Source organism: Mycolicibacterium xanthum, from assembly GCF_019710635.1.
GTDB lineage: Bacteria > Actinomycetota > Actinomycetes > Mycobacteriales > Mycobacteriaceae > Mycobacterium > Mycobacterium xanthum.
The window spans coordinates 20529-47018 of the sequence record NZ_JAIFZS010000001.1 but is presented as its reverse complement, the minus strand read 5'-3'; the positions used below and the strand labels follow the sequence as shown (position 1 = coordinate 47018).

Sequence of the window (26490 nt, the reverse complement as noted above, 5' to 3'; positions counted from 1 at the left end):
CACGACAGAGCATCATGGCGATGAACGCTTGCGCACGACGATGGTCGGTGGCTGCGCCAGACTCTGACCCACCACGCAGTAACGCTCCGTCAGCTCGCCCAGCTTGGCCAGCGCCGCATCGTCGGCATCGGTCTGCAGCTCGGCGACGACGCTGATGTCCTGGACACCGACCGGTACATCACGCGACACGCCCAAGGTCCCGCGAGCATCGAACATCCCGGTCGCACGCAACTCGCCGTCACCGATGTCGATGCCCATCGCGGTGGCGACGCTGCGCAACGTCACCCCGGCGCAGGCCAGCAGCGCCTGCAACAACATATCCCCTGAGCACGCCTCGCTTCCGTCGCCACCGGTGGCCGGATGCAGCCCGGCTGTGACCGGGCCCGCCCAGGTCTGCACCGACGCGGTGATTCCGCCGTTCCCGAAGGACGCCTCGGCCTCAAGTGGCGTGCGCGAAGTGGGCGGATCGTCGCGGTAGCGCTTCTTCAGAGGCGCCTGCAGTTCTCGAAGTTCAGCTGCATCCATCCGGTCATGGTGGCATCGACCAGGCAGGTCGGTGCCGCAACCGCCGAGGACACCGCGGGCGTGCCCGCTCTTCCTTCGGCACTTCGCGACGGCGGCGACCGGGCGGGCTACTCGACTGCCTACTGCTTCGGCAGCCGCGCGTACCCCCGCGGGCCCTCGTAGGCGTCTCGGCCGAGGTTGTTGAACAACTCGTCGGCTCGGTCCACGAGCTCATCGACCGTCCATCTCCCGGCCTTGAACAGGATGTCGCTCACGTGGGGCATTTTCACGTGACCGACCGCACCCCCGTAGACGATGAAGGTCTGCGCGGTGATGTCGGTGGCGGCGTCGGATGCCAGAAATACCACGAACGGCGCGATGTTCTCCGGGTCCATCGCGTCGAAAGGCTTGTCCGCGACCGAGAACTCCTTCGCACGGTCGGAGCCTTCGAACGTCTGCATGGTCAACCGCGTTCGGGCGCGGGGCGCCACCGCGTTGACCGTAACACCGTACTTGGCGGTCTCCCTGGCGACAGCCATCGTGAAGGAGACGACACCCATCTTGGCGGCATCGTAGTTCGACTGGCCTGCATTGCCGAACAGCCCGGACTCACTTGTCGTGTTGACGATGGCGCGATGGCCGGCGTCGCCCGCTTTGCTCTGCTGACGCCAGTAGGCAGCAGCGGCGCGTGTCGGAAGGAAATGGCCCATCAGATGAACTTTCACCACCGACCACCAGTCTTCCGGGTCGATACTGAACACCATTCCGTCACAAAGAATTCCAGCGTTGTTGACGAGAATGTCAAGGCGTCCGTAGGCATCGATCGCCTGCGCGACCATACCCTCCGCGCCATCGGCATCGATCACGCTGTCGAAGTTCGCCACAGCGCGTCCACCCGCTGCGGTGATCTCGCGCACGACATCGACTGCGGGCCGGTCATCGCGACCGCGGCCGTCCCAGCTGCCGCCGAAGTCGTTCACCACGACGCTGGCGCCGTGGCGGGCGAGCGCGAGGGCCTCGCCGCGGCCGATGCCGCGACCCGCGCCCGTTACCACCGCCACCTTGCCGTCGAGAACACCCATGCTGCTCACCCTCTCGTCACCGTTGCACCGTCTCTGCGACCCGGGCGTCTGCCCCGAGCCACCCACCGTCCGGGATCTCTCCACATCCCGCGGCGCGATGGTCGCGCTGCACCATGCTCAACATGCTTTGGCCAATATTAGATATAGTATTCTATCTACGAAACGAGGTAGTGAGCATGGTGACACAAACAATTGGGTCGGCGACGAGCGGCCCCCGCCGCAGCCTGGCGCCGCTGGCCGGTGGTTTCTGCTTCGGAGTGAGCCCCCGTTGGTTCGAGGGTCTGCTGTGGTTTTCGGACGCACCGGGAAACGCGGTTCACACGGTCGACCTGCGTGGGTCGATGACGACACTGCCGTTGGCCGGCCACGCGCCACATGGACTGGGCTTCCGCCCGGACGGCTCTTTGCTGATTTCATCCAGCGGTGACCGGCAGATACTGCGCTACGACGGAGAGACGATCGCGACCCTCGCCGATCTCGGCGACACCGCGCCGGCCGACCTCGGGGACATGGTGGTAGACGACCGCGGGCGCGCCTACGTGGGATGCCAGGCACCCGCGACCGGCGCCATCGTGCGGCTCGACCCGGACGGCAACGCCGTCGTATGCGCTGGCGGAATGGACTTCCCGACCGGGATGGTCATCACCCCGGACCGGCAGACTCTGATAGTGGCCGAGTCGACCGGACGGCGGTTGACCGCCTTCACCATCAAGCCGGACGGTTCGCTGTCCGACCGCCGAGTGTTCGCCGATCACCTCGATGGACCGCCCGGCGGCATCGCCCTCGACGCGGACGGTGGTGTGTGGACGTCGATGACACGGGCTCATCAGTTCCAACGCGTCACCGCCGGCGGCGCTGTCACCGACCGCGTCGACTTCACAGAGCGCAGCGCAGTCGCGTGCACGCTGGGCGGCCCGCAACGACGCACCCTCTTCATGCTGTCGAGCACCGACACAGAACCCGAGCGCCTCATCGGCTCGCAGCTGTCTCGGCTCGACGCGCTCGTCGTCGACATCCCCGGGGCCGGACTGCCCTGACCCACCTTTTCGTGGCTGCCCGCGGGCCTCTTCGTGGCTGCCCGCGGGCTTCTTCAGCGACTTTCGCGCATGGCGCTGCTGCGATAGTCGGCTGTTTCACCCCTGCGGCGGTGGCACCAGCAGATCCTGCCACGACGTCACCCCGGGTCCGGCCTGACCGAGGTCGGACTGCCGGTACACCTGCCCATCGGGTCCGATGTAGGTTCCGGTGGCCGGGTCGTAGGGCGCGACGGCGATCGGCGTCGGCGGCCTTTGTGGCGGTGGCGATCCCGGCGGCAGTTGTGGAATGTCCTGCCCGGACAGCGTGGCGTTCGGATCACCCTTCCAGTTCTGTCCATCGTTGAGCGGTATGTAGGATTCGTCGCTCTCACACAGCGCCACCGTGGGGGCCCGCTTGCCCGGACGTGTCTCGCACGGGATGTTCCGTACGCCTCGTACATTCGAGTCCGAATCTTGGGGTATCCGGCAGTAGAGGTCGCCTTCGGGCCGCTCCGGGGCATCCACCTCACTCGGCGACCGCATCTGCCTGAACGGCAGGAATCCCGTGGTGCACGGTGGCGGAAGGTTGAGGTTCATATTGAACGCCAGATAGGCGCCCTGGTAGTCCTGGATGGTGTTGCGGTTGGGCAGGATGAAGCCCTGCAGAATGGCCGTCGCCGAGGGCAGCAGCACCAGCAACTGCTCAATGTCGTTGCGGTAGGCGAGCGCAACGTCGCCGACGCTGACCAGGTTGGCCAGAATGATGGGCACCGTCGGCTGTAGTCGCTCGAGGAGTGCACGGGACTCGTCGGCCGCGCCCGGTCCGTGCTCCAACAACCCCCTGACCCCACTGTCCTCGTCCGCCACCTGCCGGACGGTCGTGGCCAGATGCGCCGCCCAGGCGTTGACGGCATCGGCGGTCTCGGTCTGCGAGTCCAGCACGGGCTGCGACTGGTCGATCAGAGCGGTCAGCGAATCGAGGTTCTCGCGGGCGTCGATGCTCAGGGCGGTGCCGCCCTTGACAATCCGTTGGATCTCCGGGCCCAGCCCACCGACCGCGGTGTAGGCCTCGTCGATGACCGTCTCGAGGTTGTCCGCGGGTATCGCCTCCAGACCCAGGTTCGTGTCGTCGAGCAGGTCGTTGATGTCGGGGGGCACCGACGTCCGGTCCAGCGATATGACGTCACCGTCGCGCAGCCGGGGCGCCGCTCCGTCCCGCGGCAGCAGCGCGACGTACTGCTCCCCGACGGCATTCTGACTGTGCACCTCGGCGTCCAGATCGGAGGGGATCGCCACATTCGAGCGCAGCGAGAGCACGGCCTGGACACCGGTGTCGGTGAGTCGCACATCCTCGACCCGCCCCACCTCGGTGCCGCGGTATGTCACGTTGGCGCGCGGGTAGAGCCCTGCGGACTCGGGGAGTTCGACGGTGACGGTGTATCGACCGATACCGAACATCGCCGGCACCCTCATGTAGCCGAGAAGCATCGACCCCGCCGCCACCACGGATACCACCACGAACAGGACCAGCTGAACCTTGATTCGTCTCGTGGTCATCTCACGGGCCCTGGTCGAGGTGATAGGGCACGATCAGGGGGTTGCCGACCGTGTACGGGCTCGGCATCTGCCCGATCGTGCGACCCCATTGCAGCTCGAGTTCGGTCAGATCGCCCTCCCATCGAGTACCGGTGAAGAATCCGGCGTCGATACGGCTCAGGGTCAGGTCGATGATCAGGGTCTGGTTGGCGTAGTCGCCGCGGAACCATTTGTCGATCGTCTCGTTCGGCCACGGGTAGGTCAGGAAGAAGCTCAGCGATCTCGTGAGCGCCGGGCCGGCGTTGGCCAGCGACTCCAGCACGGGCCCGAGATCGTGCAACTCTTTGACCAGCGAGTCCTTGACCTGGTTTGTCGAGTCCGCGGCCAGCGCGCTGAGCCGCCCCATCTGGTCGATGACCTCGGTCAGATTCTGGCGCTGGTCTGCGAGCACCGCGAGCGCATCGGGAATGGTCCGGAACGCCTCGTCGACGACCGGCTTCTGATCTGCGAACTGGGCCGCCAAATCGTTGAGACTGGCTGTCGCAGAGATGATGTCGTCCTTCTGGTCATTGAGCTGGGCGACGAATCGGTCGAGCTGCGTGACGAAGCTCCGCAGTTCGTCAGCACGGCCGCCGAACGCAGTAGCGAACGCCTGGGTGATGTCCTGAACCTGGCCCAGCCCGCCCCCGTTGAGTACCGTCGACAGCGCAGCCAGGGTCTGCTCGGTGGTCGGGTACGCAGACCCGTGCGACAACGGGATCACTGACCCTTCGTGCAGTCGGCCCACCGGAGCGACCCCGGTCGGCGGCGCCAGTTCCACATGCAGGGAACCCAGCAGACTCGTCTGGCCGACCTTGGCTGTCACGTTCGCGGGAAGGTCGACATCGCCGTTGAGGCGCATCGCGACCAGTGCATGCCATCCCTTGCGCTCGATCCGGGTGACACGGCCGACCGTCACGTCGCCGACACGAACCCGTGAGTTCTGTTGAATGTTGGTGACATCGGGCAACTCGGCCTCGATCTCGTAGGAGCCGGGCCCGCCGCCTTCGGTCCCGGGAAGCGGCAACGAGTTCACCCCCCGCCAGCCACAGCCGGAAATCCCCACGACCACAACGGTCGCCACCGCGACCACTCGTCGCCATCGCCTCGGCATCATGGGCCGTTCCCCGGTGGCGTCATCATGCCCGTCAGGCCGTCTGACGGGTCCGTTGCAACGGCCTCGGCCGGAAGGTCTGCCGATCCGCCCTGCTGCGCGGCCGGCGTCCCCTGCTCGGCCGGCAGCGCAGGCGGATCGTCCGGTGCCGGCGAAGGAGCTTGTGGCGGGACATAGTCCGGACGCAACCGGTCCTCGCTGTAGGTGATCTCGTTGGGTCGGGCCTGGGCGCCGACGAAGGGATTCATGCCGAGCGGCAGGAAGTTGTACTGCCGATTCTTGACGATGGGCGCCAGGTATTGCACGCACAGTTTCGAGGACTGCTCGGCACCCAGGCGGGATGCCGCTTGAATCGCGCTGCAGATGAACGTGATCGGGTCGCCGAAGTTGCCGATGGCCAGCACACCCGACAGCGAGCTCTGTGCCGGTTGATAGATGTTGACGAAGTTCTGGATCGCGGTGGGACCGATGTGAAGAATCTGTTTCAGGGTGTCCATGTTGTCCATCACCGACTCGGTCACCGCGGCGACCCTGTCCGACGTCGTCCCCAGCGTTTCCCGGTTCTCGGCGACGAATCCACGGACGTCGCCGACGGCCGTGTTCAGATCGCGGATGGCCGCCGAAACCTCGTCCGGGTCGTTGGCGAACAGCGCCGTGACGCCTGCAAGGTTGGTGTTCAACTGCTCCATCAGGTCGGTGCTCGACTGCAGGGCCGACACCAAGACCGCGACATTGCGTACGCTGCCGAAGATGTCGGAACTGTGATCGCCCAGGATGGACAGAGCTTGCGACAGATTGAGGACGGCGTCGCGAATGTTGGCGCCCTGCCCACGAAGGTTGTCGGCACTGGTGTTGACGAAAGCTCCGAGCGTGCTGACCCCGCCGGGCTCGGTGGGCTGCAACGAATCGGCCAGCTTCTGAAGCTGCGAGCGCAGATCGTCCCACTCGACGGGAACGGCCGTCCGAGCCTGTGGGATCACGGCCCCGTCGGCCATCGTCGGTCCGTCGGTGTAGGCGGGTGTCAACTGAATGGCACGCGCGGTCACCAGTGACGGCGATAGAACCACCGCACTGACGTCGACCGGCACCCTGTGCTTCGAGTTGAACCAGAACTCGACTTCGACATGCCCCGGTTGCGGTTCGATCCTGGTGATCTTTCCGACTGGCACACCGAGGATCCGGACTTCATCGCCGACGTAGAGACCGTTGGTGTTGTCGAAGTATGCGGTGACCGTGGTCCGTGCCGACAAGCCTGTAGGCCGCAGCACCAAGGCCAGCCCCGCGACCAACACCATCGCCAGCGCAACGGCCAGTCCGACACGTGCGCGAGACCGGGTCACTGTCCGGCCCCTGCGGGAGCGGACTCACCGGATTCTGCACCGTCGGTCGGCGATCCGGAAACCGTTGCGGGAAGGTAGCCAGCCGGCGGCCCGGGTGGCGGGCCGCCCGGGGGCGGAGCCGGGAACGGCGTCCGGTACGGATACCGAGGGTCCCCCGGCTTGCCCGTGATTGCATCGGGCAGTGTCAGATTCGGCTCGCCACCCTGGCCGGTTCGCGGATAGGGCACCGGCAGGGCGGGGGTACCCGGCTGCCCCGTCTGCGGATCGGTGCGCTCGGACGGCAACAGCACGTTGGGATCCAGCCCCAGGTCGGAGAACGCTGCGTCGACGAACGGCTGGATGAACTGTCCAGGCAACAGATTTGCCACATAGGCCTTGAAGAACGGGCCGGATGTGACCGACTCACCCAACCCCATCGCATACTTCGAGAGCAGTTTGACGCTCTCGGCGAGGTCCTCCTTGTGGTTGTCGACTATGGTCAACACCCCGTTGAGCTTGTCGAGCGCTGGCCGTAGTTGGCTGCGGTTGTCGGCGACGAAGCCCGACACCTGTTTCGACAGGGCCGAAATGCTGGCCGAAATCTGGTCAAGCGCATCGCTTTCGGTCTGCAGTTTGGCCAACAGTGCGTTGGTGTCCGCGATCAGACCGACCACCTGGTCGGCGCGCTGAGCAAGCACACCGGTCACCTTGTTGGCGTTGGCCAGCAGGTTGCGCAATTCGGCGTCACGTGCGTCGAGCGTGTTGGAGAAGCGTGCCACGCCCTCGACTGCGACCTTCAACTCCGGCGGGGTGTCCTGGAAGGTGTGCGCCAACGTCTGCAGTGAATCGGACAGCTGGGCAGTGTCGAGTCCGCTTATCGTGGTCGCCAGATCGCCCAGGGCATCCGGCAATTGGTATGGCGGGGTGGTCCGGTCAACCGGGATCGGAGTGTCGAGCCTGCCGCTGCCCCGCGGTGTGACCTCCAGGACTTTCGCGCCGAGCAGGCTCTTGGTCTTGATGGCCGCCTCGGTCCGGTCACCGAGCACGATGTTCCTCGAAACATCGAACGTGATGACCACTCGGTTCTCGTCGAGCTCCACGCCGGATACCTGGCCGACTCGCACTCCCGAGACCTGTACCGCGTCTCCGCTGCGCAAGCCGCCGGCCTCGGCAAAGTAGGCCGCATACTTCGTGCCGCCCGAGAAGAACGGCAGTTTGTCGTACTGCAGCGCCGCCAACACGACCACGGCAAGCAGCGCCACACCGACCCCACCGATCGCCAGTGGATTGCGTTCACGAAACGACTTCATTTGGGTGCACACCGCCCGGTGCTCTGACTGGCCAGTCTCGTGTAAACGGGTTGTCCCCCCTTGCCATTGGTCTTGAGGACCAGCTCGCACAGGTAGAAGTTGAAGAAGTCACCGTAGATTCCCTGCCTGGCGAGCAGACGGTACTTGTCGGGAAGCGTGGCGAGGAGGTTGTCGAGGTATTCCCGATCGCCGACCGCGATGCCGGCGGCGCGGTCGGTCTCGAGGACGGCTTTCTGCAGCGGCGGGCGAGCCTGCGCGAGCAGGTCGGCGATCGTCCCGGCGGCTTCGTTGGCATAGGCCATACCGTTGCTGACGTCAGTCTTGCGGTCCGCCAGCTCCCTGACCAGGTCGGACAACGAGCCGACCGCCGTGTCGAACTTCTTGCTCTGGTCGGCAAGCGAACCCAGCACGACGTTGAGGTTGGTGATGACCTGACCGATCAAGTCATCCCGGTCTGCAAGCGTGTTGGTCAGTGCGGCGGCCTGGGCCAGGAACGAGTTGATCGTCGCGCCCTGACCCTGGAAGGCCTGGATCAACTCGCTACTCAGGACGTTGACCTGGTCTGGATCCAATGCGCGGAACAACGGCCGGAAACCGCCGATCAGAGCATCGAGATCCAATGCCGGCTCGGTTTGCGACAGCGGTATCGCTTGGCCGGGAAGCAGCTTCTCGACCCCTCCGGCACCCTCTTCGAGGGCCAAATACCTACCGCCGATCAAGTTTTCGTACCGCACCGCGGCCCGCGACCCTTTCGTGAGAACCACCGATTCATCGGTGGAGAACTCGACAACCGCGATGTTGTTGTCACGGACCGAAACGCTCTGCACCTTGCCGACCTCGACGCCGGCGATCCGGACGAAATTGCCGTCCTCCAGCCCTGTCACGTTGACGAACTCGGCCTTGTACGTCGTCTCATGCTGGAACCGAAGTTCGGCGAAGACGGCCAGTAGCGCGAAAGCGCCCAGCGAGGAGACCACCATGAACGCAGCAACGCGCCACACCAACCCTGGCAATTTTTCTCTCACGATACGAGTCCTCGATGTTCTAAGGTCATGGCCCGGGCGCCGGCGGGGGCGCAGGGGGCGGCGGCGGGACCCCCGGGTACAGCGGGGTCCCGTCGGGTGCATACAACGATGCGCCATAGGGCGGCGCACCCGGATAGGGCACCGGGCCGATGGCAGGTCCCGGTATGCACTTCCTGATGCTGGGCGGTTCGGGAACCGCGCGGGTGACCGGGAAGTAGTCGGCCCAGCACGGGTGACCGATACCAGGGTTGGGCCGCACGTCCAGGCCGGTGCCCCAACCGGTGTCGGTGACCAGATAGCGAACCGGGAAGTTCTTGCTCGCGTCGGGAAGCGACCCGCATCCCGGCTTTCCGCCGGGTCCGCCCTTGGCCGCCACGACCGGCAGGTGGTCCGGATATCGGTACGGGTCGTTGCCCAGCAGGAAGCCGGCATCGGTGAGGACCGAACGGCCATCGTGGCCGCCGGTCATGTCCCAGCCGCCGTTCTCGAGGACCCACACGCCGCCGACCAGCACACACGTGTACTCCGGGCTGTACTCGTTCAACAGAGCGGTCGTCGGCTCGAGCGTGTTGATCGAACGGATCAGGTTGTCCCGGGTGGGGCCGAGCAGTTCGATTCCCGCGTGCGCGAATCCAACGGTGCTGAGCAGCAGGGCGTCCAGCGCAGGAGCATCGTCGACGATGGTGCTGCCGGTCGTGCTCGCCGCGTCGAGCACCGTCAGGATGTTCGGGGCCGCCGCCGCGTAGGTCTGGTTGAACCCACGGAACGACCGGAAATCACCGTGCACCGTATCCATCCGCGGGTTGAGGGCCAGTAGTACCTCGTTGGAATCGGTGAGCGCCTCCCCCATCCGTTCACCCTGGCCGCGCACGCCCTCGGCGAACGCGCCCAGCACGGCGTTGAGCTTCGCCGGATCGATCCGGTGCAGCACCGCTACGAGATTCTGGAAGACGGTGTTCACCTCGGTGCTCACGTTGCGCGACTGCAGAGTTGCGCCGGGAGCCAGTCGTTGAGGGCTGGGGCGCTGCGGATACACCAAGTCGACGTACTTCGACCCGAAAACCGTCGTGGCCCGGATCTGCGCCTGCACATTCGCCGGGATGTAGTCGACCTTGTCGGGGTCGATCTCCAGCTGCAGACTCACCGCTTCGCCGCCGCCGGTCACCGCGCCGACCCGGCCGACCTGGATCCCGCGCAGTTTGACCTTGGCCCCGGACTCCATCACCAGCCCCGATCGGTCCGAGGTCAGCGTGACCGGGACATACGACCTGAATGCCCCGCTGAACGACGCCGAGCACAACACGACGAAACCGGTGACGGCGATGATGCTGAACAACGCCCACCACGCCGGGCTGATCCGGCTCCGCATTCTGCTGGTCGGCATAGGCGCTACCCGGAGAAGTTCAGGTTGCCGGACTGGCCGTAGATGGCCAGCGAGACGAACAAGGTCACGAACACCGCGGCGATCAGCGAAGTGCGCACCGCCCGGCCCACGGCTTCGCCCACCCCGGCCGGCCCCCCCGTCGCCGCGTAGCCGTAGTAGGTGTGCACGAGCATGACCACGGTGGCCATCGCGAGCGCCTGAAGGAACGACCAGACGATGTCGGTCGGGTTCAGGAAGGTGTTGAAGTAGTGGTCATACACGCCGACCGACTGCCCGTAGACGACGGTCGTGCCGAACCGGGCCGCCAGGAACGCCATCAACACCGCGACGCAGTACAACGGCATCACCACGATCACCCCGGCGATGACCCGAGTCGAAGCCAGGTACGCGATGGACCGGACGCCCATCACCTCCAGCGCGTCGATCTCCTCGTTGATCTGCATCGCGCCCAGCTGGGCGGTCGCGCCGGCCCCGATGGTGGCCGCCAAGCCGATCGCGGCCACCAATGGCGCGATGAGCCGGACGTTGACGTAGGCGGAGATGAAACCCGTGAGAGCCTCCACACCGATACCGGCCAGCGAGTTGTATCCCTGGACCGCGATCAGCGCGCCCGCCGACAGCGTCAGGAAGCCGACGATGACAACGGTGCCCCCGATGACCGCCAGAGCGCCGGTGCCGAGGCTCATCTGAGCGATCAACCGCACGACCTCTCCGTTGTAGTGCGCAACGGCGACGCCGGACGACCCGAGGGTGCTCCCGTAGAACTGCGCTTGTTCGCCGAGCCGATTCCAGCCACGGACCCATTTGGTCACCACGCTCCGCAGCCGGGGCCGCAGCGTACTGGGGACAGCGGAGCTCACGTCATCGCCTTGACACCGACGGCGGTCACGATCACATTGATCACGAACAACGCCATGAACCCGTAGACGACGGTCTCGTTGACCGCGTTTCCGACCCCTGCTGGGCCCCCACCGACCGAGATTCCCTTGTAGCAGGCGATCAGACTGGCGGCCAGACCGAACAACGCCGCCTTGACCAGCGCGATGATCACGTCCGGCAGCCCGACCAGGAGTGTCAGGCTGGCTGCGAAGGCTCCCGGTGTCACGTGTTGGATCAACACGGCGAACAGAAAGCTTCCGGTGATGCCGACGAGCGTCACCGACGACGACAACGCGAGCGCCACCAGCGTGGCTGCCAGGACCCTGGGCACCACCAGCGCTTGAATCGGGTTGACGCCCATGACCTCCATGGCATCGAGTTCTTCGCGAATCGTGCGGGCTCCCAGGTCGGCGCACATCGCGGTGGCGCCCGCGCCGGCGACGACGAGCACGGTCACGACGGGCCCGATCTGCGTCACTGCGCCCAGCGCCGCTCCGGTGCCGGAGAAGTCGCCGGCGCCGAATTCGACCAGAAGTATGTTGATCGTGAACACCGTCAGGACGGTGAACGGAATGGACAGCATCAGCGCCGGCAAGATCGACACGCGCGCCACGAACCAGGTCTGCGCCAGCAATTCCCGCCATGCGAACGGTCGTCGAGGCATCAGAAACAGGGTGTCCAGGGTCATTGCGAAGAAGTCGCCGACCGCGCGGACCGGCTTCGTGGCGCCACTGGCCGAGATCAAGGTCGCACCTCCTCCGGTGGTCTGAAAGTGTGGCCTGGAGCACAAGCCACCCACGTCGATTCGATACTATATATCGTATGCCTAGAGTCGAGTCCAGAGTCCGTCGATCTGCGCGCCATCGAGCGGCGTGACCGGGCCCGAGACCGGAGAGCACCCGGCCGGACGCCGTCGTCACATCGCAGATCCGTGCGCAGGCGATGCCGTCGGATCCCCGCCCGCACCGCGTGGCAACACAGAAGGCGAGCCCCAGGAGATGACTCGGTTCGCTGTGTTGGTCAAGCAGATTCCTGCGCTCGAGGAGATGGCGCTGGGTCCGGACGGACGCCTCATGCGAGAGGGGGTGTCCCAGGAGATGAGCGCATACTGCCGCCGAGCCGTCGGCAAGGCAGTCGAACTCGCTGCGATGACCCCCGGTAGCGCGGTCGTGGTCTTCACGCTCGGCCCACCAGCGGCCGAAGGCGTCCTGCGGGAGGCGATCGCGTGGGGGCTGGACCGAGGCGTCGACATCCGGGGCGTCCTCGTCACGGATCCGGCCTTCGCCGGAAGCGACACCCTGGCCACGGCGAAATCGCTTGCCGCAGCGATCAACCGGGAGGGACCCTTCGATCTCATCCTCACGGGGGCGAACTCGCTCGACGCGGACACCGGACAGGTCCCACCCCAGATCGCCGAGCTTCTCGATCTGCCGTTCGTGGGACGGGTCAAGGCGCTGGCGCTCACCGGCCGCCGCCTCACCGTCGGTTGTGAACAAGACGACGGGTGGGTCGATGCCGAAGTGCGGTTGCCCACCGTTCTGTCCTGCGCGGAGCGCTTGTGCGAGCCGGCGAAGGTTCCACCGGAGCAGCGCGCGGCCACGCCGGGCAGGCTGATCCGCGTCGTCGATTCCACGCAGTTGCCCCGTCAGCCGTGGGGAGCGGCCGCCAGTCTGACGACGGTCGGTGAGATCCGACGGCTGTCGGTGCGTCGATGCCGCGAGCGTGATCCCGACGCCCCCGTCTGCGCTCAGGTGACGAATGCCGTCCGGCTGCTCTGCGATCGCGGCGCACTCGACGGCGCACGGTCGCCCGAACCGCTTGGACTCGGAACGACCAGTGGGCCGGGCCCGGTTGTCGCCGTGCTCGCCGAGCCGGGCCGCGACGCGCTCACCCGGGAGCTGTGCGGCGCCGCGGCGCGGCTGGCGGATTCACTGTCCGGTTCCACCGTGCTGCTGGCCCCACACAAACTCGGCACCGCTGCCGCGGGTTCGTGGGGTGCCGACCGGATGGTCCATCTCCACGGCGCAGCGGTCGAAGAGGACATCGCGGACGCCGTGGCCGGCTGGGCTCGCGCACAACGACCCTGGGCAATTCTGGCCCCTTCGACATCGTCCGGGCGGGAGGTGGCCGCTCGAGTCGCCGCGGCGATCGGCGCGGGACTCACCGGTGACGCCATCGAACTGGAGGTGGTCGATCGACGCCTGGTCGCCTGGAAACCGGCCCTCGGCGGTCTTCTGGTGGCTGCGGTCACCGCGAGCTCACCGGTGCAGATGGCAACCGTCCGTGCCGGCGTGCTGCCCCGACCGCGACCACGCACACACCTCGCCGCGGTGGAGTCGATCACCGCCACGCGTCGCGGCCGGGTGACGGTCCGCCACCGGCGCCGCGACGACTCCCTGGAGCGGCTGGCCGAGGCGGAGACCGTCATCGGTATCGGCGACGGGGTCAGGCCGGCGGAGCTCCCCCGCTTCTCCACACTGTGCGAATTGTTGGGGGCCGAGATCGGCGCCACCCGGAAGGTCACCGACGGGGGGTGGATGTCGCACTCGAGCCAGATCGGGATCACCGGCCGATCCATTTCGCCGCGCCTCTACGTCGCAGTCGGCACGAGCGGCAAGTTCAATCACATGGTGGGGGTGCGTTCGGCGGGAACGGTGCTGGCGGTCAATCCGGATCGTCACGCCCCGGTGTTCGACAACGCAGATGTGGGCATCGTCGCCCGATGGCAGGACTGCATCGACCAGCTGGAGGAGGAACTGCGGTGGGCGATCGACCGCTTGCCCACCGCTCACGGGCGCCAACCCGAGCCGCAGTGAACGGGGGCGGGGGCTGTCCGGCCGGTGCACGGCCAGACGTCCCCGCGACGGGCAGGCGCTCAGCCCTCCACGGTTTCGAGGGCGAGGCGGTCGATCTCGCTGAGCATCAGGCCGAAGGTCTCCACGCCGGTCCTCGCCGCCCACAACATCTCGTTCTGGGTGTGCGGGTCGGTCGCATACTTGACCAGCAGTTCGAGCTCGCCACCACCGTGGAACTGGTCCTTGTAGGCGTGCAACGCGTTGAACAACAGGTTCTCGCCGGCGATCCCGAGCCGCTCGGGCAAGGACGAGGCGATGGCCGCCTGGGCATTGGCCAGCTGCTCCGGAGTCGCCAGTTTGGCGCGCAGCTCAACCGCCGGTTTGGAATTCGTGATCTCCAGCCCCGCGATCGCCGCGAACGAGGCCTCCCAGGACAACGTCCGGGCCAAATCGTCGAGGGCGAGCACACAGGTCTGGATCAGCGGGGACGGCGCCGTCGTCGCGATCTCCTCACGCGAGATACCGCAGGCCTCGGCCTCCTCGTAGAGGACGTCGACATGGCAACGCCCACCGGCATCTTCGTCACCGACCTCCTCGTCCACACAGTCTTCGATGAGCTCACGGCGGACATCCTGGTAGGGGCATCGGGACGCGACCTCCAGCAACCAGCTCGGGAAGCGCCACGCAAAGAACGAAAAGTACTTCAACGACGTTCCGTGGTAGAGGCGTGCCTGCGCCTGTGTGTAGTGATCCGGGATCACAAAGGGCTTCTTGATCGAGGCCATCGCCGCGGTGACGACGGTCTCGACCAGCAGATCCTCGAACTTGTCCGGCGAGACGTCACTGGTCCAGTCCGGTACGCGCCGACTCCGACCGTCGTAGGGCAGTCCGGTCATGACATTCCTTTCTCTGCGCCAACCCTGCTCTCGGCTCGTCGGAGAGTCAGCTGACTGGTAGTAGCTAGAATATAATATCTAATTTATTCTGATGGGCAAGTCCGTTTGCTCATCCCGTCACGGGACGCTGGGGCCGCCGCACGACGTCAGCGCCTACATCAGCGCGATGGCGCCGCCGTTGACGAGCAGGGTCTGGCCGGTGATGTATCCCGCGTCAGGTGAGGCGAGAAACGCGCACGCCCCGGCAACGTCTTCCGGCACACCGCTGCGGCCCAGCGGGATCTGATCGAGGACCTCCGACGGGAGGACCGTCGGGTCGGGCATGGTCACCCCCGGCGCCAGGCAATTGACTCGCACGCCGATCGGCCCGAACTCGACAGCAAGCTCCTTGGTCAGGTGCGAGACCGCAGCCTTCGACGCGTGGTAGTGCGCACCTTGCCCTCGCGTCACGGTGAGACCGGCCTGTGAGCCGATGTTCACGATGACCCCGCTGCCGGCACGCTCCATAAGCGAAAGCGCCGCGCGGGTGCACAGGAACACACTTCGCAGGTTCACCCGCAGAACGCGGTCCCATTCATCGACGGTGATCTCCCGAAAAGGACGCCGGAACCAGATCCCGGCGTTGTTCACCAGCACGTCGATCCGCCCGTACCGCGAGCCGATCCGGGCGAACAGCTCATCGACATCGGCTTCGGCCGCCACGTCCGCACGTTCGTACCGGACCGGCAGGTCGGTCTCGATGGGGGGATCCAGATCTGCGACCACAACGGTCGCTCCGTCGGAGGCGAACCGCGCCGCAATCGCAGCTCCGATACCCCTGGCGCCCCCGGTGACGACGACAACGCGTTCGCACCCGGCGCCCATCAGCGCGGAATGAGCCGCACGGGAAGGTCTTTGATCCCGTAGGACGTCATGATGTGGATTCCGCCGGGGCGGTACACCGGCTCACCCAGCAACTCGATCGCACTGGTCCGAGCGATCAGCTCCTGGAACATCACGCGCATCTCGCGGCGGGCGAGGTTGGCCCCGAGACAATGGTGCGCGCCGTGCCCGCCGAACGCCACATGCGGGTTCGGGTTCCGGGTGATGTCGAAGCGGAACGGGTCCTTGAACACCCGCGCATCACGGTTGGCCGACGGGTACCACAGGGTCACCCGGTCCCCCGCCGCGATGTGCGCGCCCTGCAGGACCGTGTCCGTCGCCGCCGTCCGCCGGAAGTACGCGACCGGCGACGCCCAGCGGGCGATCTCCTCGACCGCGGTGCCGATCACCGACGGGTCCGACCGCAGCAGTTCCATCTGCTGCGGGTTCTCCAGCAGCGCCAGCAGACCGCTGACGGTCGCATCGCGAGTCGTCTCGCTCCCAGCGATCACCAGAGTCTGAAAGAACAACTCGAGCTCGAGTTCGGTCAGCTGCGTGGACGTCCCGTCGGGCAGCTCGACAACGGCGTTGACGAGCTTGGTCCACACGTCGTCCCCCGGCGAGCGACGTTTCCGGTCGGCGAGTTCGTGGGAATAGGCGAACAACTTGCCCATCGCGGCCAGCTGCTCCTCCTTCGGCAGCTTTGCGGCCTGGGCCTCGATGGCCGCCAGGGTGGCGCCGAACAGCGGTGCCCGATCCGGCTCCGGAATGCCCATCATGTCGGCGATCATGTGCATCGGCAGCTGATAGGCGACGTCTTCGACGAAGTTGCACTCGCCCTTGTCCAGCGCCCGGTCGATGATCTTGATCGCCCAGGCCCGCGCCTGGTCCTCGAGCATCGCGGTCATCCGCGCGGTGAAGCCGGAGGTGACCAGGCGGCGCAGCCGGGTGTGCTCGGGCGGATCCATGGTGATGACCATCATGCCGCGGGCCTGCTCCGGCCAGTCCGGGATGGACGGACCTTCGAAAGAGCGGAAGGTGGCGTGGTTGGCGCTCACCTCCTTGACGGCGTCATTCGACGACACCACCCAGAACGACCCCCCCAGCTCATCGGTGCCGGGGGTGTCCGGATGCCGCCACACGGGCGCCTGCTCCCGCAGAACGGTGAACACTTCGTGCGGAAAACCGTGCCGGAAGTCCTCTTTTGTCAGATCGATCATGTCGACGCCCGACGTCGCCGATTCCACCGTCATACCTTGCTCCTCATCTTTGGCGCGCGCCCGCATCCGTGCGGTGACACTGCCCCCGTCCAGGTCCGGACAGGAACCGAACCGGCCGCGACGTCGACACCGTGAGAATGAGCCAACCCGGCCAGGCGGGGCTCGATGTGGGTGCAGGATTCGGACATGCGTCGGCACTGCACCTTCCCAGCGGCGTTGTCGACCATCGTCGCCTCCATCCGGCCCCAGCGGGGCGCAACCACGGCGTAGCTGCCGACCGACCCCGCCCGACAGCTCGTGATACGAACTACTTTATATCATGTACAGTGACGTAGGACATAGTGGACCTGGGTGGAACGGGCTTGAACGGAGTGGTGCCACCATGCGCGAGCAGGCGAGCGAAGAACGGGTTGCCCGGTGACGGCGGGCGGCGGCAAGCGCGCCGAGCAAGACAGCGAATGGGACAGCGCATGGGACTACGTGATCGTCGGCGGTGGTTCCGCCGGGTGCGTGCTGGCCAATCGCCTGTCGGCGGATCCCGCCATCCGGGTACTCCTGCTCGAAGCCGGCGGGTGGGACCGCCACCCTCTGATCCGCATCCCGGCAGGGCTGGCAAAGATGCCCCAGCGCTTCGACTGGCGGTTCGTCGGGGCCCCCGATCCGTCCCGCAACGCCATGATCGACACCTGGTCCGCCGGCCGCGTGCTAGGCGGCGGTAGCTCGATCAACATGATGTTCTGGGTGCGCGGCGATCGCTCCGACTTCGACGGCTGGCGTGACAATGGTTGTCCTGGTTGGGGATACGACGACGTACTGCCCTACTTCAGGCGCGCCGAGACTTTCGCCGACGGACCGAGCCCGTACCGCGGGGACAGTGGACCGGTCGGTGTGAACGAGGTACAGATGCGCGTGGAAGCCATCGATGACTTCCTTGCCGCGGCAGCCGAGGCCGGCCACGAGCCGAACCCCGACTACAACGGTGCACACCAGCAGGGTGTGGCCCTCGGACAGGTGAACCAGCGCCGCGGCTATCGCAGCAACACCGCCCGGGCGTATCTGGCACCGGTGCGCAGGCGCCCGAACCTGACGGTCCGCACCGGCGCGTTCGTGACCCGCGTGCTCATCGACGACGGGCGAGCCGCCGGCGTTGAGTATCGACACCGCGGCCATCCACACCGGGCCGGCGCCGCCGAGGAAGTGATCCTCAGCGCCGGCGCGCTGACCTCCCCCAAGCTGCTCATGCTGTCGGGCGTAGGACCGGCCGAGCACCTGAAGGCACACGGCATCGATGTGCGCCTCGATGCGCCTGCGGTCGGCACCAACCTGCAGGAGCACGCCTACGGCCTGATGCGCTACCGCACCACCTCCGGCACCCTGGCCGACGAGTTCAGACCGCACCGCGCGATCCACCACGCAGTCGACTTCCTGCTCCGCGGCCGGGGCGCCATCACCATGTCGGGCGGGGCCGCCGTGGTGTTCGCTCCGACCACCGGGGCCCACCCGACCGAGAACGAGATCATCTTCGTGCCGGTCGGAATGGAGTTCAACAAGGAGGAAGGCAGGGAGGACACCCACAGCATCCATGACGTGAAGATCGTCCGAAACCGGGTGATGGTGTACCCGAGCTTCGTCCACCCCACCGGCCGGGGCACCGTCCGGCTGACATCCAGCGATCCGTCCGCCACCCCGGTCATCGAGCACGCGCTGGTGGGCGGCGAGGACATGACGGCCCTCATCGCGTCCTGCCGCCAGGCACGGGAGATCTTCCAGACTCGGGTGATGCGGGACAAGCAGGTCGTCGAGGAACTCCCCGGCAACGAGGTCCAGACCGACCGGGAGTGGGCGACATACCTGCAGCAGCACGCGTTTCGGCCCTATCATCCGGTCGGGACCTGCCGGATGGGATCGGATGAGAGCGCGGTGGTGGATCCCCAGCTGCGGGTGCGCGGCATCCAGGGGTTGCGGGTCGTCGACGCCTCGGTCTTTCCGGAGATCACCAGTGGCAATACCAACGCCCCGGTCATCATGGTCGCCGAGCGCGCCGCCGACCTGATCCTGAACCGGTCGGCGCGATCGGCAACGGCCCGAAGCGGTCAGCCGGGAGACTGATCGACCGGTTCTGCCGGTGGCCAGGCGCCGACCAGTTGCCGCTTGAGAATCTTGCCGGCGTCATTCGTCGGCAGCGACGAACGAACCCACCACCGGGCGGGGACGGCGTAGTGCGCGAGGTTCTGCCTGGCCCACCGGTCGAGCTCGGCCACGGATGGCGTCTCGCCGTCGACGACGCGCACAGCGGCACCGACGACCTCGCCGAGATCGGGGTCGGGCAGGCCGACCACGGCGGCCTCGGCGATGGCCGGATGCCTGGCCAGCGCGGCCTCGACCGCCGCCGCCGAGACGTTCTCACCGCCCCGGATGATGATCTCCTTGGACCGGCCGACGATGTAGAGGTAGCCGTCGTCGTCGAGGCGGCCGATGTCCCCGGTCCGGACCCAGCCGTCCGCATCCAGCGTGGAGTCGCCAGGCAGTCCCCAGTAGCCGTCCATGACCGCCGGGGACCGCACCAACAACTCGCCGGCGCCCTGCTCAGCGGCGCCGTCCGCGTCGACGACGCGGACCTCGACGACGGGCGCGAGCTGCCCCGAGCATCCGGGATGCGACTCGATGTCGGCTCCGACGCCGGTGCTGACAACACCACCGGCCTCGGTCAGCCCATAGGTCTGCCCCACCCGCCGCCGCGCATTCGGCAGGGCGGCACCGATCCGCTCGAGCAGATCTTCGCTGACGGGTGAACCCCCGAGTACCACCGTTCTCAGCGAGGACAGGTCATGTTGATCAAGATCGGGGTGGCCGAGGATGCGCTCCATCATGGTGGGAACGCCCGAGAACATCGTCACGCGTTCGGTTTCGACGAGGCGCAGGAATTCCCCGGGGTTGAACCTGCCGTCCAGGAACACCACCTTGCCACCGGTCATGAGCGGCACGAGCAGCAGCTGGATCGCGCCGATGTGAAACAGCGGCAGCCCGACCAGCGTCACGCTCGGCTCGATGTCGTCGGGGATCTGGTCGGGCAGCTTCCTGGACACGACGAGCAACGTCTGCAGGTTGGCGATCAGGGCGCGGTGCGAGAGCACCGCTCCCTTGGGATGACCCGTCGTGCCGGCGGTGAAGAGGATCATCGCCGGGGTGTTCTCGTCGGTGACGCTCGGCAACGGATCCTGCGATCCGTCCCGGCCAGCACCGGCGATCTCGGCGAAGCCGACGACCCGCGCGGTGGGTGGCAGCCTGGGCGCTCGACGCTCATCGGCCACCACGACGGCCGGTGCCACCAGCTCGCAGGCCTGCCGCGCATCCTCCCGGGACCACCAGCCGTTGAAGGGAGCCACGATGGCACCGATTTTCAGGGCGCCGTGGAACACCGCCACCCAGTCCGGGCTGTTGGCGCCGAACAACCCCACGCGGTCACCCGGACGGACGCCGGCGCGCCAGAGCGCGCGGGCCGCCCCTTCGACGGCCCGCGCGTGCCCGGCGAAGGTGACGCGGCGATCACCCTGCACCAGATATTCACGATCCGCCCAACGGCGGGATGCCTGCAACACCGCGTCGAACGACCGAACCCGATCGGCATACAGCAGGCACGGATGTCCGGCGATCTGACCGCGTATGACGCGGTCGCTCCATCGATCGCCGGGCATCGACGATCGGCCTAGCCGCTCTTGGACGGCAGGGTGGCGATCGCCGTACCGACCGCCGTTTGCTCTCCGCGCTGGTTGGTACCGGCCACGGCGACCTCCACCAAGTGCTTGCCGTCCTCCACCCGCTTGCCGGTGACGGTGCCGCCGCAAGTGGTCAGATCGCCGATGATGTTGTGCCGTCGCACCTGCACGTTGAGCCGGTTGAGGAAGCCGTCGTCGCCGATCCAATCGGTCATCAGATGGCCTAGCCACGAAATACGTTCCGGCCCATAATCATAAGCAGCGGGCACTCCGACCGCGCGCGCCAGCTCGGAATCCCAGTGCACACGTTCGGGTGGCTCGGGAACGCCGAGGTCATTGGGAATGCCCAATGCAGGGTGCTTGCGGAACATCTCGAAGGCAGGGCCGTGCGCCTTCACATACAGGCTGCCCCACCCCTGGGTGAAACAGACGAAGCTGGTGACCGTGCTCGGCCCCTTGAGCATCGTCGGCAATGCCTCGCCGACCTCGACGTCCTCCCAGTAGCGCGGTGTTGCCCCGCGCCGGCGGTATTGCGCGTAGTGGCGGTCGATGTCGGCGATCTCCTGCGGGCTCCACACCCTGGGCTCGACGGCCTCCCGGGTGGCGCGCTCACGCGCGACATCACGCTGAGTCCGGATGCACCACGAGTCCGCCTCGCAGATCAGCACGCCGTCCTGGTTGAAGAAGCTGACCCGGTAGGTCTGCTTCACCGAGCGCCCGGAAAACGAGCTCTCCAACTCGAGCAGGTCCTTGAGGACGGGACGTGCCTCGATGCGATCGCCGAGGCGGATCGGCTCGTACCACTGCCAATCCGTACCGGCGAACATCGCGTGGACCCCCGGGAGTCCGCCGACATAGCCGCTGACCACCCGATCGAAGGCATAGAGAAATGTCCCCGGCGCAATGATGCCGCCCCACAGCGTGTTTCGCGCATACTCCGGATCGAGCCACAACGGGTTGTCGTCGCCGATCCCGAGGGCCCAGTGCCGGATCGAGTCCGCCGTCGCCTCGGAGACGTGCGGGGCCGGGCGATCGAACTGCTGGCCTATCCGTGAGCGCAAATCGTCGAGCGCTTCCTGGGTGATGAGTGGGAATCTCTGCTGTGACGCCACAGTTTCTGTCATGCGCGGCTCTGCCCTTCTGCTCGATCGACGTGGATCTTCTCGTACGGTCCCGGGCTCGTGACCGCCACGTACGATGCCCGCTTGTCACCGGTGTTGCGGATACCGTGCGGGATGCCGGGCGGGACCATGACCGCGTCGCCGACCCGTGTGATGAACGGCGGCTCATCACCCAACGTGTACTCGCACTCACCCTCGATGATGATGTGCAGGTGCTCGGTCGTCGGATGGACGTGGTAGTCGTTCTGTTGTCCCGGTGCGAGATTCCACACCACCATACCGATCTGGCCGGTGACATAGCCGAGGACGACGGTCGGCATCTTCTCGTCGAACTGCTGGAACTTGGCCAACGGGAAGACGAGGCTCGACAGATCGGCGGGGTCGATCGACCCGACGAAGTCGGGGATCACCTTCTCGTCATCCGGTAGCTTGGGCAATTCAGGTATGGCAGACACGTTTTCACTCCAGTTGATGTTGTTGTTCTTAGGTCAACTCGCGTCGGACGAGTACTTCTTCACCAGCTCCGACCAGCGCCGCCCACACTCGCGGGCGTTCTCGGCGTACTGCTCCGGCACCACGTCGTACGGCGGCCGGATCGGTCCGGCGTTGCAGTAGCCGGCGGCATTGAATCGGATCTTCTCGAGCTGGAGGTTGAACTTCGAGAACTCGTCGAAGTCGCCGTTCGGGATGAACGTCTCATTGGCCCAGAGGATGTCCTTGCTGATCTCCCCGGCCCGATCCATGTCTTTGGCCTCGATCGCGTCCATCAGGGCCAGGCACGGCTGTGGCCCCATACAGGCGGCCGTGGCCCAGATCGCCGTCATCGTGTCCGGTGACTGTTGCGCGAATGCCAGCGCCATCATGTCGATGGGCAGGAAGTTGATCTTGCCTTCGGACGCCGAGACGCAGTCCAGGTAGGTGACCGGGTTCCCGAACTTCGCGCTCGTGACGGTGGGCGCCGCCTTGGTTACCGCCGCCCAGAATGACGGCGGAAAGGGAAAACGAAACGCGTATGCGTTGGCGTACACCATGATCGCCATATCGGGGAACGCCTCGGAGATCGAGGCGTAGAACTTGACCGCCTGCTCCTCACTGCACGCCTGCCACATCGGCAACCCCAGCATGGTGCCGTCCGCGCCGTGGTCACGAAGGAATCGCATCCGCCGCACGGTGTCGTGGGTACCCAGGGTGGTCGCGCCGACGAACGTCGGCACCCGCTTGTCGACGGTGGACAGCAGACAGTCCGCGAAGGCCTCGAACTCGGCTTCGGTGAGGGTGGCGCACTCCCCTGTCGTCCCCAGGGCCAGCAGCCCGCTGCAGCCGTCCTGGATCAGTTTCTCGGTCAACCGCGCCGTCTCGTCGAGATCGACGGTATCGGTCGCGTCCCAACGGTCGGCTCCCGCTTTGGCCGGGGTCGCCAGGATTCCGTATACGCCTTTGAAGTCGGATGCGGTCAGCATGCGCTCTCCTCGATCGATGGATGTGTCACGGTTTGTCGGCCAGCGAGGCCGGCAGGATCGCCGGGTCGTGATCCGGGCCGCGCTGGTCCAGTCGGCCACCGAAGTTGGCCATGTACCTACGGACCCAACCCGGGTCCGACGCCGCCTGGCGATAGAACTCGACCGCCTTCTCATACGGTTCGCGGCCGGGACCGGCGATCTGGGCGCCCAGGTGAGCGACCTCGAGCGTGCCGGTGTTGATGGGGCGCCGGTTGGCCTCGTATTCGACGAGCGCGTCGGTGAACGCACGCTCGGACGCACCGTCGTCGATCAGCACCGGGCCGAGCAACTCGGCGAGTTTCGCCGAGTCCTGAATCGCGATGTTGAGCCCCTGTCCGCCGACGGGATGGATGGTGTGCACCGCGTCACCGGTGATCGCGGCACGCGGACCCGAGTACCTCGCCGCATGTTGGCGCTTCACGCGGTAGACGTGGGAGCCACCCCTCTTGTTGAGCTTGAGCTCGGACAGCGGCGGCCAGCGCCGCTCGAGCCGCTCCCCGAGCTCGTCGGCACCGAGGGCCATCCAGTCCCTGGCCTCCTCCCGACGCACCGTCAGCACCACCCGGTGTCGTCCGACCGGCGTCGTGGGGAGGATCCAGACGGTGCCCTCGGGGTGCAGCAACGTCCACCCGTGGTCGGTTCTGAGCCACGACGGGGTCGGGCTGTGCAACACCACGATCCAGTTCTCGTATTCGTGCACGTCCTCGAGCGGAATACCGAGCGTCTTGCGGGTCATCGAGTCCGCGCCGTCGGCGCCGACCAGCAGTCGAGCGCTCGTCGTCCCGTTGTCCGTGGCGAGCAGCCAGCCACCACGGACCGAACCCTCGTCGCGTTCGAGCATGCGCACCCGGTCCTGCTGGACCACCACGCCGGCTGCCGCGGCCGCCTCGAGAAACACACCTTCCATCTCGGCGTGGTTGAGCAGCCAGGACTCGCGAACCTCGGAGGCCACCGAGAGCGTTCCGGCGGAGTCGATTATCTCGAGGCCGTGCCACTTTGCAGCGCCCCGGGCCTCGAGCAGACCGAGCAGGCCCAACTGCTCCACCACGTGGACGGTCGGGGCATGCAGGATGTCGCCCCGGTTCGGATCACGCGTGAGGTCGCGGCGCTCGAACAGCCGCACCGAGCATCCCTGCTTCGCGAAGGCCAGGGCGGCCGCAGCGCCCGCCAGTCCGCCGCCGATGACACCGACGTCGCATTCATGGTCGTGCACTCGTGGTCCTTCCCGGAGGTCGCGCTCCTGCGCCCCGCGTCGTGGCGCCGCACAGTCAGGCAAGATCTAGTAAATAATATACAACATCCCCGAAAGGGCAACCGTTTGCGGCTCAGCCGACTCCGACGGATTCAGCCCGGGCCGCGGACGGGTAGTCGGGAGATCCATTCCTCGCGCAGCCGGTACTTCAGGATCTTGCCGCTGTCGTTCTTCGGGAGTTCGTCCTCGCGCAGCCACCATCGAGCCGGTACCTCGAAGTGTGCAAGCCTGGCAGCGAGGAAGGCCTCGAGGTCGCCCTGGGCGTCCGTCGAGCCGGGATCGACCGAGACGACGGCGCCCACCTCCTCCCCGAGGTCGGGGTCGGGAAGTCCCACGACGGCCGCTTCGCGCACGGCCGGATGCTCCATCAGGCACGCCTCGATGTGCGCGGGCGCGATGTTCTCACCACCACGGATGATCATGTCCTTCGACCGGCCGGTGACGTAGAGGAATCCGTCGTCGTCCACCCAGCCCAGATCGCCCGTGAGCAACCAGCCGTCGTCGGTGAAACCGGTCGACTCGGGCTCCCCCCAGTAGCCGTCCATGACCGCCGGCGACCTCGCCTGGATCTCGCCGATCCCCTTCTCGTCGGGGGCATCGATGCGGATCTCGGCGACAGGGACGATACGCCCCGACGAACCCGGATGGGCCACAAGGTCTTTGCTCACCCCCGTCGAAAGCACCCCACCGGCCTCGGAGGTACCGTAGGACTGACCCACCCCGCGCGTCGCGTTGGGGAACGCCGCCGAGATCCGCTCGAGCAGGTTCGTCGAGATCGGGGCCCCGCCGAGCACGACCGTTCGCACGGATGTCACATCGCGGGTGGCCAGGTCGGGATGGGCCAGCACGCGCTCGATCATGGTCGGTACACCACTCCAGGTGTTGACGCGCTCGACCTCGATGAGGCGCAGCACCTCGGCGGCATCGAACCGGCCGGACGGGAACACGAGTTTCGCGCCGGATACGAACGGCAGCAGCAGCAGGTTGATGGCACCGATGTGGAACAGCGGCAGACCGGTGAGGGTCACGCTCGCCCGGTGGTCGTCCGAGAGTTGGTACGGGAGCCGGTTCGAGGCCACGATCAGGTTCTGGAGGTTGGCGACCAGGGACCGGTGCGACAAGGTCGCACCCTTGGGGAACCCGGTGGTGCCCGAGGTGAACAGGATCACCGCGGTCCGGTCCTCGTCCTCGCCGATCACCGGTACCGCGACGTCCGGCTTCTCCGAGGCGCGTTCGGTGGCGCCACGGAGTTCGTCGACCAGCATGATCGGCGATCCGGCCGGCAGGCGCCCGGCCCGACGGGTGTCCGCCACGACGAGGGCGGGGCTGGTGAGTGCGCAGGCGTGGGCGGCCTCGTCCGCCGACCACCAGCCGTTGCAGGGCACGACGATCGCCCCCAGTTCGAGCGCAGCCAAGAACGCGACCGACCACTCAGGGCTGTTGGCGGCGAAGATCGCCACTCGATCACCCTCCGCCACGCCCCGCTGATGCAGCGCGGCAGCGGCCCGCCGAACGGCTGCCTCGTGTTGGGCGAACGTCACCCGGCGAGGTCCCTGAACCACGAACTCGCGGTCGCGCCAACGCCGCCCGGCACCGACGATCGCCCCGACCGAATGCGGACGGTGCTCGTAGACGAGGGTAGGCCGGCCGCGAACCGTGGCTCGAACCACAGATGCACCCCATGACCGGGCTTCGTCCAGCCGGTCGGTCCCGTGGACATTCAGGCTCGTCATCTGCTCTCCTCGTCCGTTCGCCGGCACCTCGGAGTCGATGGGCCGAAGTTGGTGGTCGGGGTGGGTTGCCTTAGGGGGGTATTCTTATATTATATACTTACTACGCGCGGGCGGGTGGCACGTCCGGCGTGACATCTGGAGGAGGGTCCCAAATGGCCATACCGGCGATGACCGTGGCGCCTTCCGCGG

General features: G+C 66.7%; 22 protein-coding genes. 3 read left to right on the top strand and 19 right to left on the bottom strand.

The annotated features are described in order from the left end of the window. Positions 1-12: 12 nt before the first annotated feature. Together JDV09_RS00185 and JDV09_RS00180 are read right to left on the bottom strand one after the other, a co-directional pair. Positions 13-525, bottom strand: coding sequence for an OsmC family protein (locus JDV09_RS00185; RefSeq protein ID WP_221367091.1), 513 nt, complete (start codon positions 523-525; stop codon positions 13-15). A 119-nt stretch (positions 526-644) separates the two neighbouring features. Then, the gene (locus tag JDV09_RS00180) at positions 645-1586 is read right to left on the bottom strand and encodes an SDR family NAD(P)-dependent oxidoreductase (protein ID WP_221367090.1); all 942 of its coding nucleotides are present in this window, start codon (positions 1584-1586) and stop codon (positions 645-647) included. 176 nt (positions 1587-1762) lie between these two features. Here JDV09_RS00180 and JDV09_RS00175 point away from each other — a divergent pair, with 176 nt between their 5' ends. Then, positions 1763-2623, top strand: a complete 861-nt coding sequence (locus JDV09_RS00175; RefSeq protein WP_221367089.1) for an SMP-30/gluconolactonase/LRE family protein — start codon at positions 1763-1765, stop codon at positions 2621-2623. A 96-nt stretch (positions 2624-2719) separates the two neighbouring features. On the opposite strand, the gene JDV09_RS00170 is transcribed toward JDV09_RS00175, so the two are convergent. The 8 genes from JDV09_RS00170 to JDV09_RS00135 form a co-directional block, all read right to left on the bottom strand. Beyond that, entirely contained in the window at positions 2720-4159 is a 1440-nt protein-coding gene (locus JDV09_RS00170; RefSeq protein WP_221367088.1) for an MCE family protein, read from the bottom strand. A 1-nt stretch (position 4160) separates the two neighbouring features. Beyond that, positions 4161-5294 (bottom strand): virulence factor Mce family protein, encoded by a 1134-nt coding sequence (locus JDV09_RS00165; protein WP_372452813.1) that lies wholly within the window; start codon positions 5292-5294, stop codon positions 4161-4163. Next, positions 5291-6586 (bottom strand): MCE family protein, encoded by a 1296-nt coding sequence (locus tag JDV09_RS00160; RefSeq protein WP_372452826.1) that lies wholly within the window; start codon positions 6584-6586, stop codon positions 5291-5293. The genes JDV09_RS00165 and JDV09_RS00160 overlap by 4 nt, the downstream gene beginning before the upstream one ends. A 41-nt stretch (positions 6587-6627) precedes the next feature. Further along, positions 6628-7920: an MCE family protein gene (locus JDV09_RS00155; protein ID WP_221367086.1), complete on the bottom strand. Its 1293-nt coding sequence runs from the start codon at positions 7918-7920 to the stop codon at positions 6628-6630. Next, positions 7917-8900 carry an MCE family protein gene (locus JDV09_RS00150; protein ID WP_255604640.1) on the bottom strand — a complete coding sequence of 328 codons (984 nt, stop codon included), beginning with the start codon at positions 8898-8900 and terminating at the stop codon, positions 7917-7919. The genes JDV09_RS00155 and JDV09_RS00150 overlap by 4 nt, the downstream gene beginning before the upstream one ends. A gap of 70 nt (positions 8901-8970) precedes the next feature. After that, positions 8971-10329: an MCE family protein gene (locus tag JDV09_RS00145; RefSeq protein WP_221367085.1), complete on the bottom strand. Its 1359-nt coding sequence runs from the start codon at positions 10327-10329 to the stop codon at positions 8971-8973. A gap of 5 nt (positions 10330-10334) precedes the next feature. Then, positions 10335-11189, bottom strand: coding sequence for an ABC transporter permease (locus JDV09_RS00140; RefSeq protein ID WP_221367084.1), 855 nt, complete (start codon positions 11187-11189; stop codon positions 10335-10337). Beyond that, positions 11186-11896: an MlaE family ABC transporter permease gene (locus tag JDV09_RS00135; protein WP_221367444.1), complete on the bottom strand. Its 711-nt coding sequence runs from the start codon at positions 11894-11896 to the stop codon at positions 11186-11188. The genes JDV09_RS00140 and JDV09_RS00135 overlap by 4 nt, the downstream gene beginning before the upstream one ends. 310 nt (positions 11897-12206) lie before the next feature. On the opposite strand from JDV09_RS00135, the gene JDV09_RS00130 reads away from it, so the two are divergent. Further along, the gene (locus JDV09_RS00130) at positions 12207-14024 is read left to right on the top strand and encodes an FAD-binding protein (protein ID WP_221367083.1); all 1818 of its coding nucleotides are present in this window, start codon (positions 12207-12209) and stop codon (positions 14022-14024) included. A 59-nt stretch (positions 14025-14083) separates the two neighbouring features. On the opposite strand, the gene JDV09_RS00125 is transcribed toward JDV09_RS00130, so the two are convergent. From JDV09_RS00125 to JDV09_RS00115, 3 genes are all read right to left on the bottom strand, one after another. Continuing rightward, on the bottom strand, positions 14084-14899 hold the full coding sequence (locus JDV09_RS00125) for an iron-containing redox enzyme family protein (RefSeq protein WP_221367082.1): 816 nt from the start codon (positions 14897-14899) through the stop codon (positions 14084-14086). Positions 14900-15052: 153 nt separating this feature from the next. Next, entirely contained in the window at positions 15053-15763 is a 711-nt protein-coding gene (locus JDV09_RS00120) for an SDR family NAD(P)-dependent oxidoreductase (RefSeq protein ID WP_221367081.1), read from the bottom strand. Continuing rightward, on the bottom strand, positions 15763-17013 hold the full coding sequence (locus tag JDV09_RS00115; protein WP_221367080.1) for a cytochrome P450: 1251 nt from the start codon (positions 17011-17013) through the stop codon (positions 15763-15765). The genes JDV09_RS00120 and JDV09_RS00115 overlap by 1 nt, the downstream gene beginning before the upstream one ends. A gap of 384 nt (positions 17014-17397) precedes the next feature. Here JDV09_RS00115 and JDV09_RS27215 point away from each other — a divergent pair, with 384 nt between their 5' ends. Next, positions 17398-19089 (top strand): GMC family oxidoreductase, encoded by a 1692-nt coding sequence (locus tag JDV09_RS27215; protein ID WP_221367079.1) that lies wholly within the window; start codon positions 17398-17400, stop codon positions 19087-19089. Here the strand turns inward: JDV09_RS27215 and JDV09_RS00105 are convergent. The 6 genes from JDV09_RS00105 to JDV09_RS00080 all read right to left on the bottom strand — a co-directional run bounded on the left by JDV09_RS00105 (position 19074) and on the right by JDV09_RS00080 (position 26301). Next, positions 19074-20675 (bottom strand): class I adenylate-forming enzyme family protein, encoded by a 1602-nt coding sequence (locus JDV09_RS00105; protein WP_221367078.1) that lies wholly within the window; start codon positions 20673-20675, stop codon positions 19074-19076. The two genes, JDV09_RS27215 and JDV09_RS00105, sit on opposite strands and share 16 nt — an antisense overlap. Before the next feature lie 11 nt (positions 20676-20686). After that, positions 20687-21820, bottom strand: coding sequence for an FAS1-like dehydratase domain-containing protein (locus JDV09_RS00100; protein ID WP_221367077.1), 1134 nt, complete (start codon positions 21818-21820; stop codon positions 20687-20689). Then, positions 21817-22272: a cupin domain-containing protein gene (locus JDV09_RS00095; RefSeq protein WP_221367076.1), complete on the bottom strand. Its 456-nt coding sequence runs from the start codon at positions 22270-22272 to the stop codon at positions 21817-21819. Before JDV09_RS00095 ends, JDV09_RS00100 begins: the two co-directional genes overlap by 4 nt. 33 nt (positions 22273-22305) lie before the next feature. Further along, positions 22306-23277 (bottom strand): dihydrodipicolinate synthase family protein, encoded by a 972-nt coding sequence (locus JDV09_RS00090; protein ID WP_221367075.1) that lies wholly within the window; start codon positions 23275-23277, stop codon positions 22306-22308. 25 nt (positions 23278-23302) lie between these two features. Next, on the bottom strand, positions 23303-24529 hold the full coding sequence (locus JDV09_RS00085; RefSeq protein ID WP_221367074.1) for an FAD-dependent oxidoreductase: 1227 nt from the start codon (positions 24527-24529) through the stop codon (positions 23303-23305). A gap of 131 nt (positions 24530-24660) precedes the next feature. Beyond that, on the bottom strand, positions 24661-26301 hold the full coding sequence (locus JDV09_RS00080) for a class I adenylate-forming enzyme family protein (RefSeq protein ID WP_221367073.1): 1641 nt from the start codon (positions 26299-26301) through the stop codon (positions 24661-24663). Positions 26302-26490: the final 189 nt, after the last annotated feature.

Coding starts and splice junctions, on each gene's coding strand:
- JDV09_RS00175 (WP_221367089.1), top strand. CDS start 1,763: ATGGTGACACAAACAATTGGGTCGGCGACGAGCGGCCCCCGCCGCAGC.
- JDV09_RS00125 (WP_221367082.1), bottom strand. CDS start 14,899: ATGACCGGACTGCCCTACGACGGTCGGAGTCGGCGCGTACCGGACTGG.
- JDV09_RS00080 (WP_221367073.1), bottom strand. CDS start 26,301: ATGACGAGCCTGAATGTCCACGGGACCGACCGGCTGGACGAAGCCCGG.
- JDV09_RS00090 (WP_221367075.1), bottom strand. CDS start 23,277: ATGCTGACCGCATCCGACTTCAAAGGCGTATACGGAATCCTGGCGACC.
- JDV09_RS00155 (WP_221367086.1), bottom strand. CDS start 7,920: ATGAAGTCGTTTCGTGAACGCAATCCACTGGCGATCGGTGGGGTCGGT.
- JDV09_RS00115 (WP_221367080.1), bottom strand. CDS start 17,013: ATGACGGTGGAATCGGCGACGTCGGGCGTCGACATGATCGATCTGACA.
- JDV09_RS00130 (WP_221367083.1), top strand. CDS start 12,207: ATGACTCGGTTCGCTGTGTTGGTCAAGCAGATTCCTGCGCTCGAGGAG.
- JDV09_RS00145 (WP_221367085.1), bottom strand. CDS start 10,329: ATGCCGACCAGCAGAATGCGGAGCCGGATCAGCCCGGCGTGGTGGGCG.
- JDV09_RS00120 (WP_221367081.1), bottom strand. CDS start 15,763: ATGGGCGCCGGGTGCGAACGCGTTGTCGTCGTCACCGGGGGCGCCAGG.
- JDV09_RS00170 (WP_221367088.1), bottom strand. CDS start 4,159: ATGACCACGAGACGAATCAAGGTTCAGCTGGTCCTGTTCGTGGTGGTA.
- JDV09_RS00180 (WP_221367090.1), bottom strand. CDS start 1,586: ATGGGTGTTCTCGACGGCAAGGTGGCGGTGGTAACGGGCGCGGGTCGC.
- JDV09_RS00165 (WP_372452813.1), bottom strand. CDS start 5,294: ATGATGCCGAGGCGATGGCGACGAGTGGTCGCGGTGGCGACCGTTGTG.
- JDV09_RS00100 (WP_221367077.1), bottom strand. CDS start 21,820: ATGACAGAAACTGTGGCGTCACAGCAGAGATTCCCACTCATCACCCAG.
- JDV09_RS00185 (WP_221367091.1), bottom strand. CDS start 525: ATGGATGCAGCTGAACTTCGAGAACTGCAGGCGCCTCTGAAGAAGCGC.
- JDV09_RS00160 (WP_372452826.1), bottom strand. CDS start 6,586: ATGGTGTTGGTCGCGGGGCTGGCCTTGGTGCTGCGGCCTACAGGCTTG.
- JDV09_RS00150 (WP_255604640.1), bottom strand. CDS start 8,900: ATGGTGGTCTCCTCGCTGGGCGCTTTCGCGCTACTGGCCGTCTTCGCC.
- JDV09_RS00135 (WP_221367444.1), bottom strand. CDS start 11,896: ATGACCCTGGACACCCTGTTTCTGATGCCTCGACGACCGTTCGCATGG.
- JDV09_RS00105 (WP_221367078.1), bottom strand. CDS start 20,675: ATGCCCGGCGATCGATGGAGCGACCGCGTCATACGCGGTCAGATCGCC.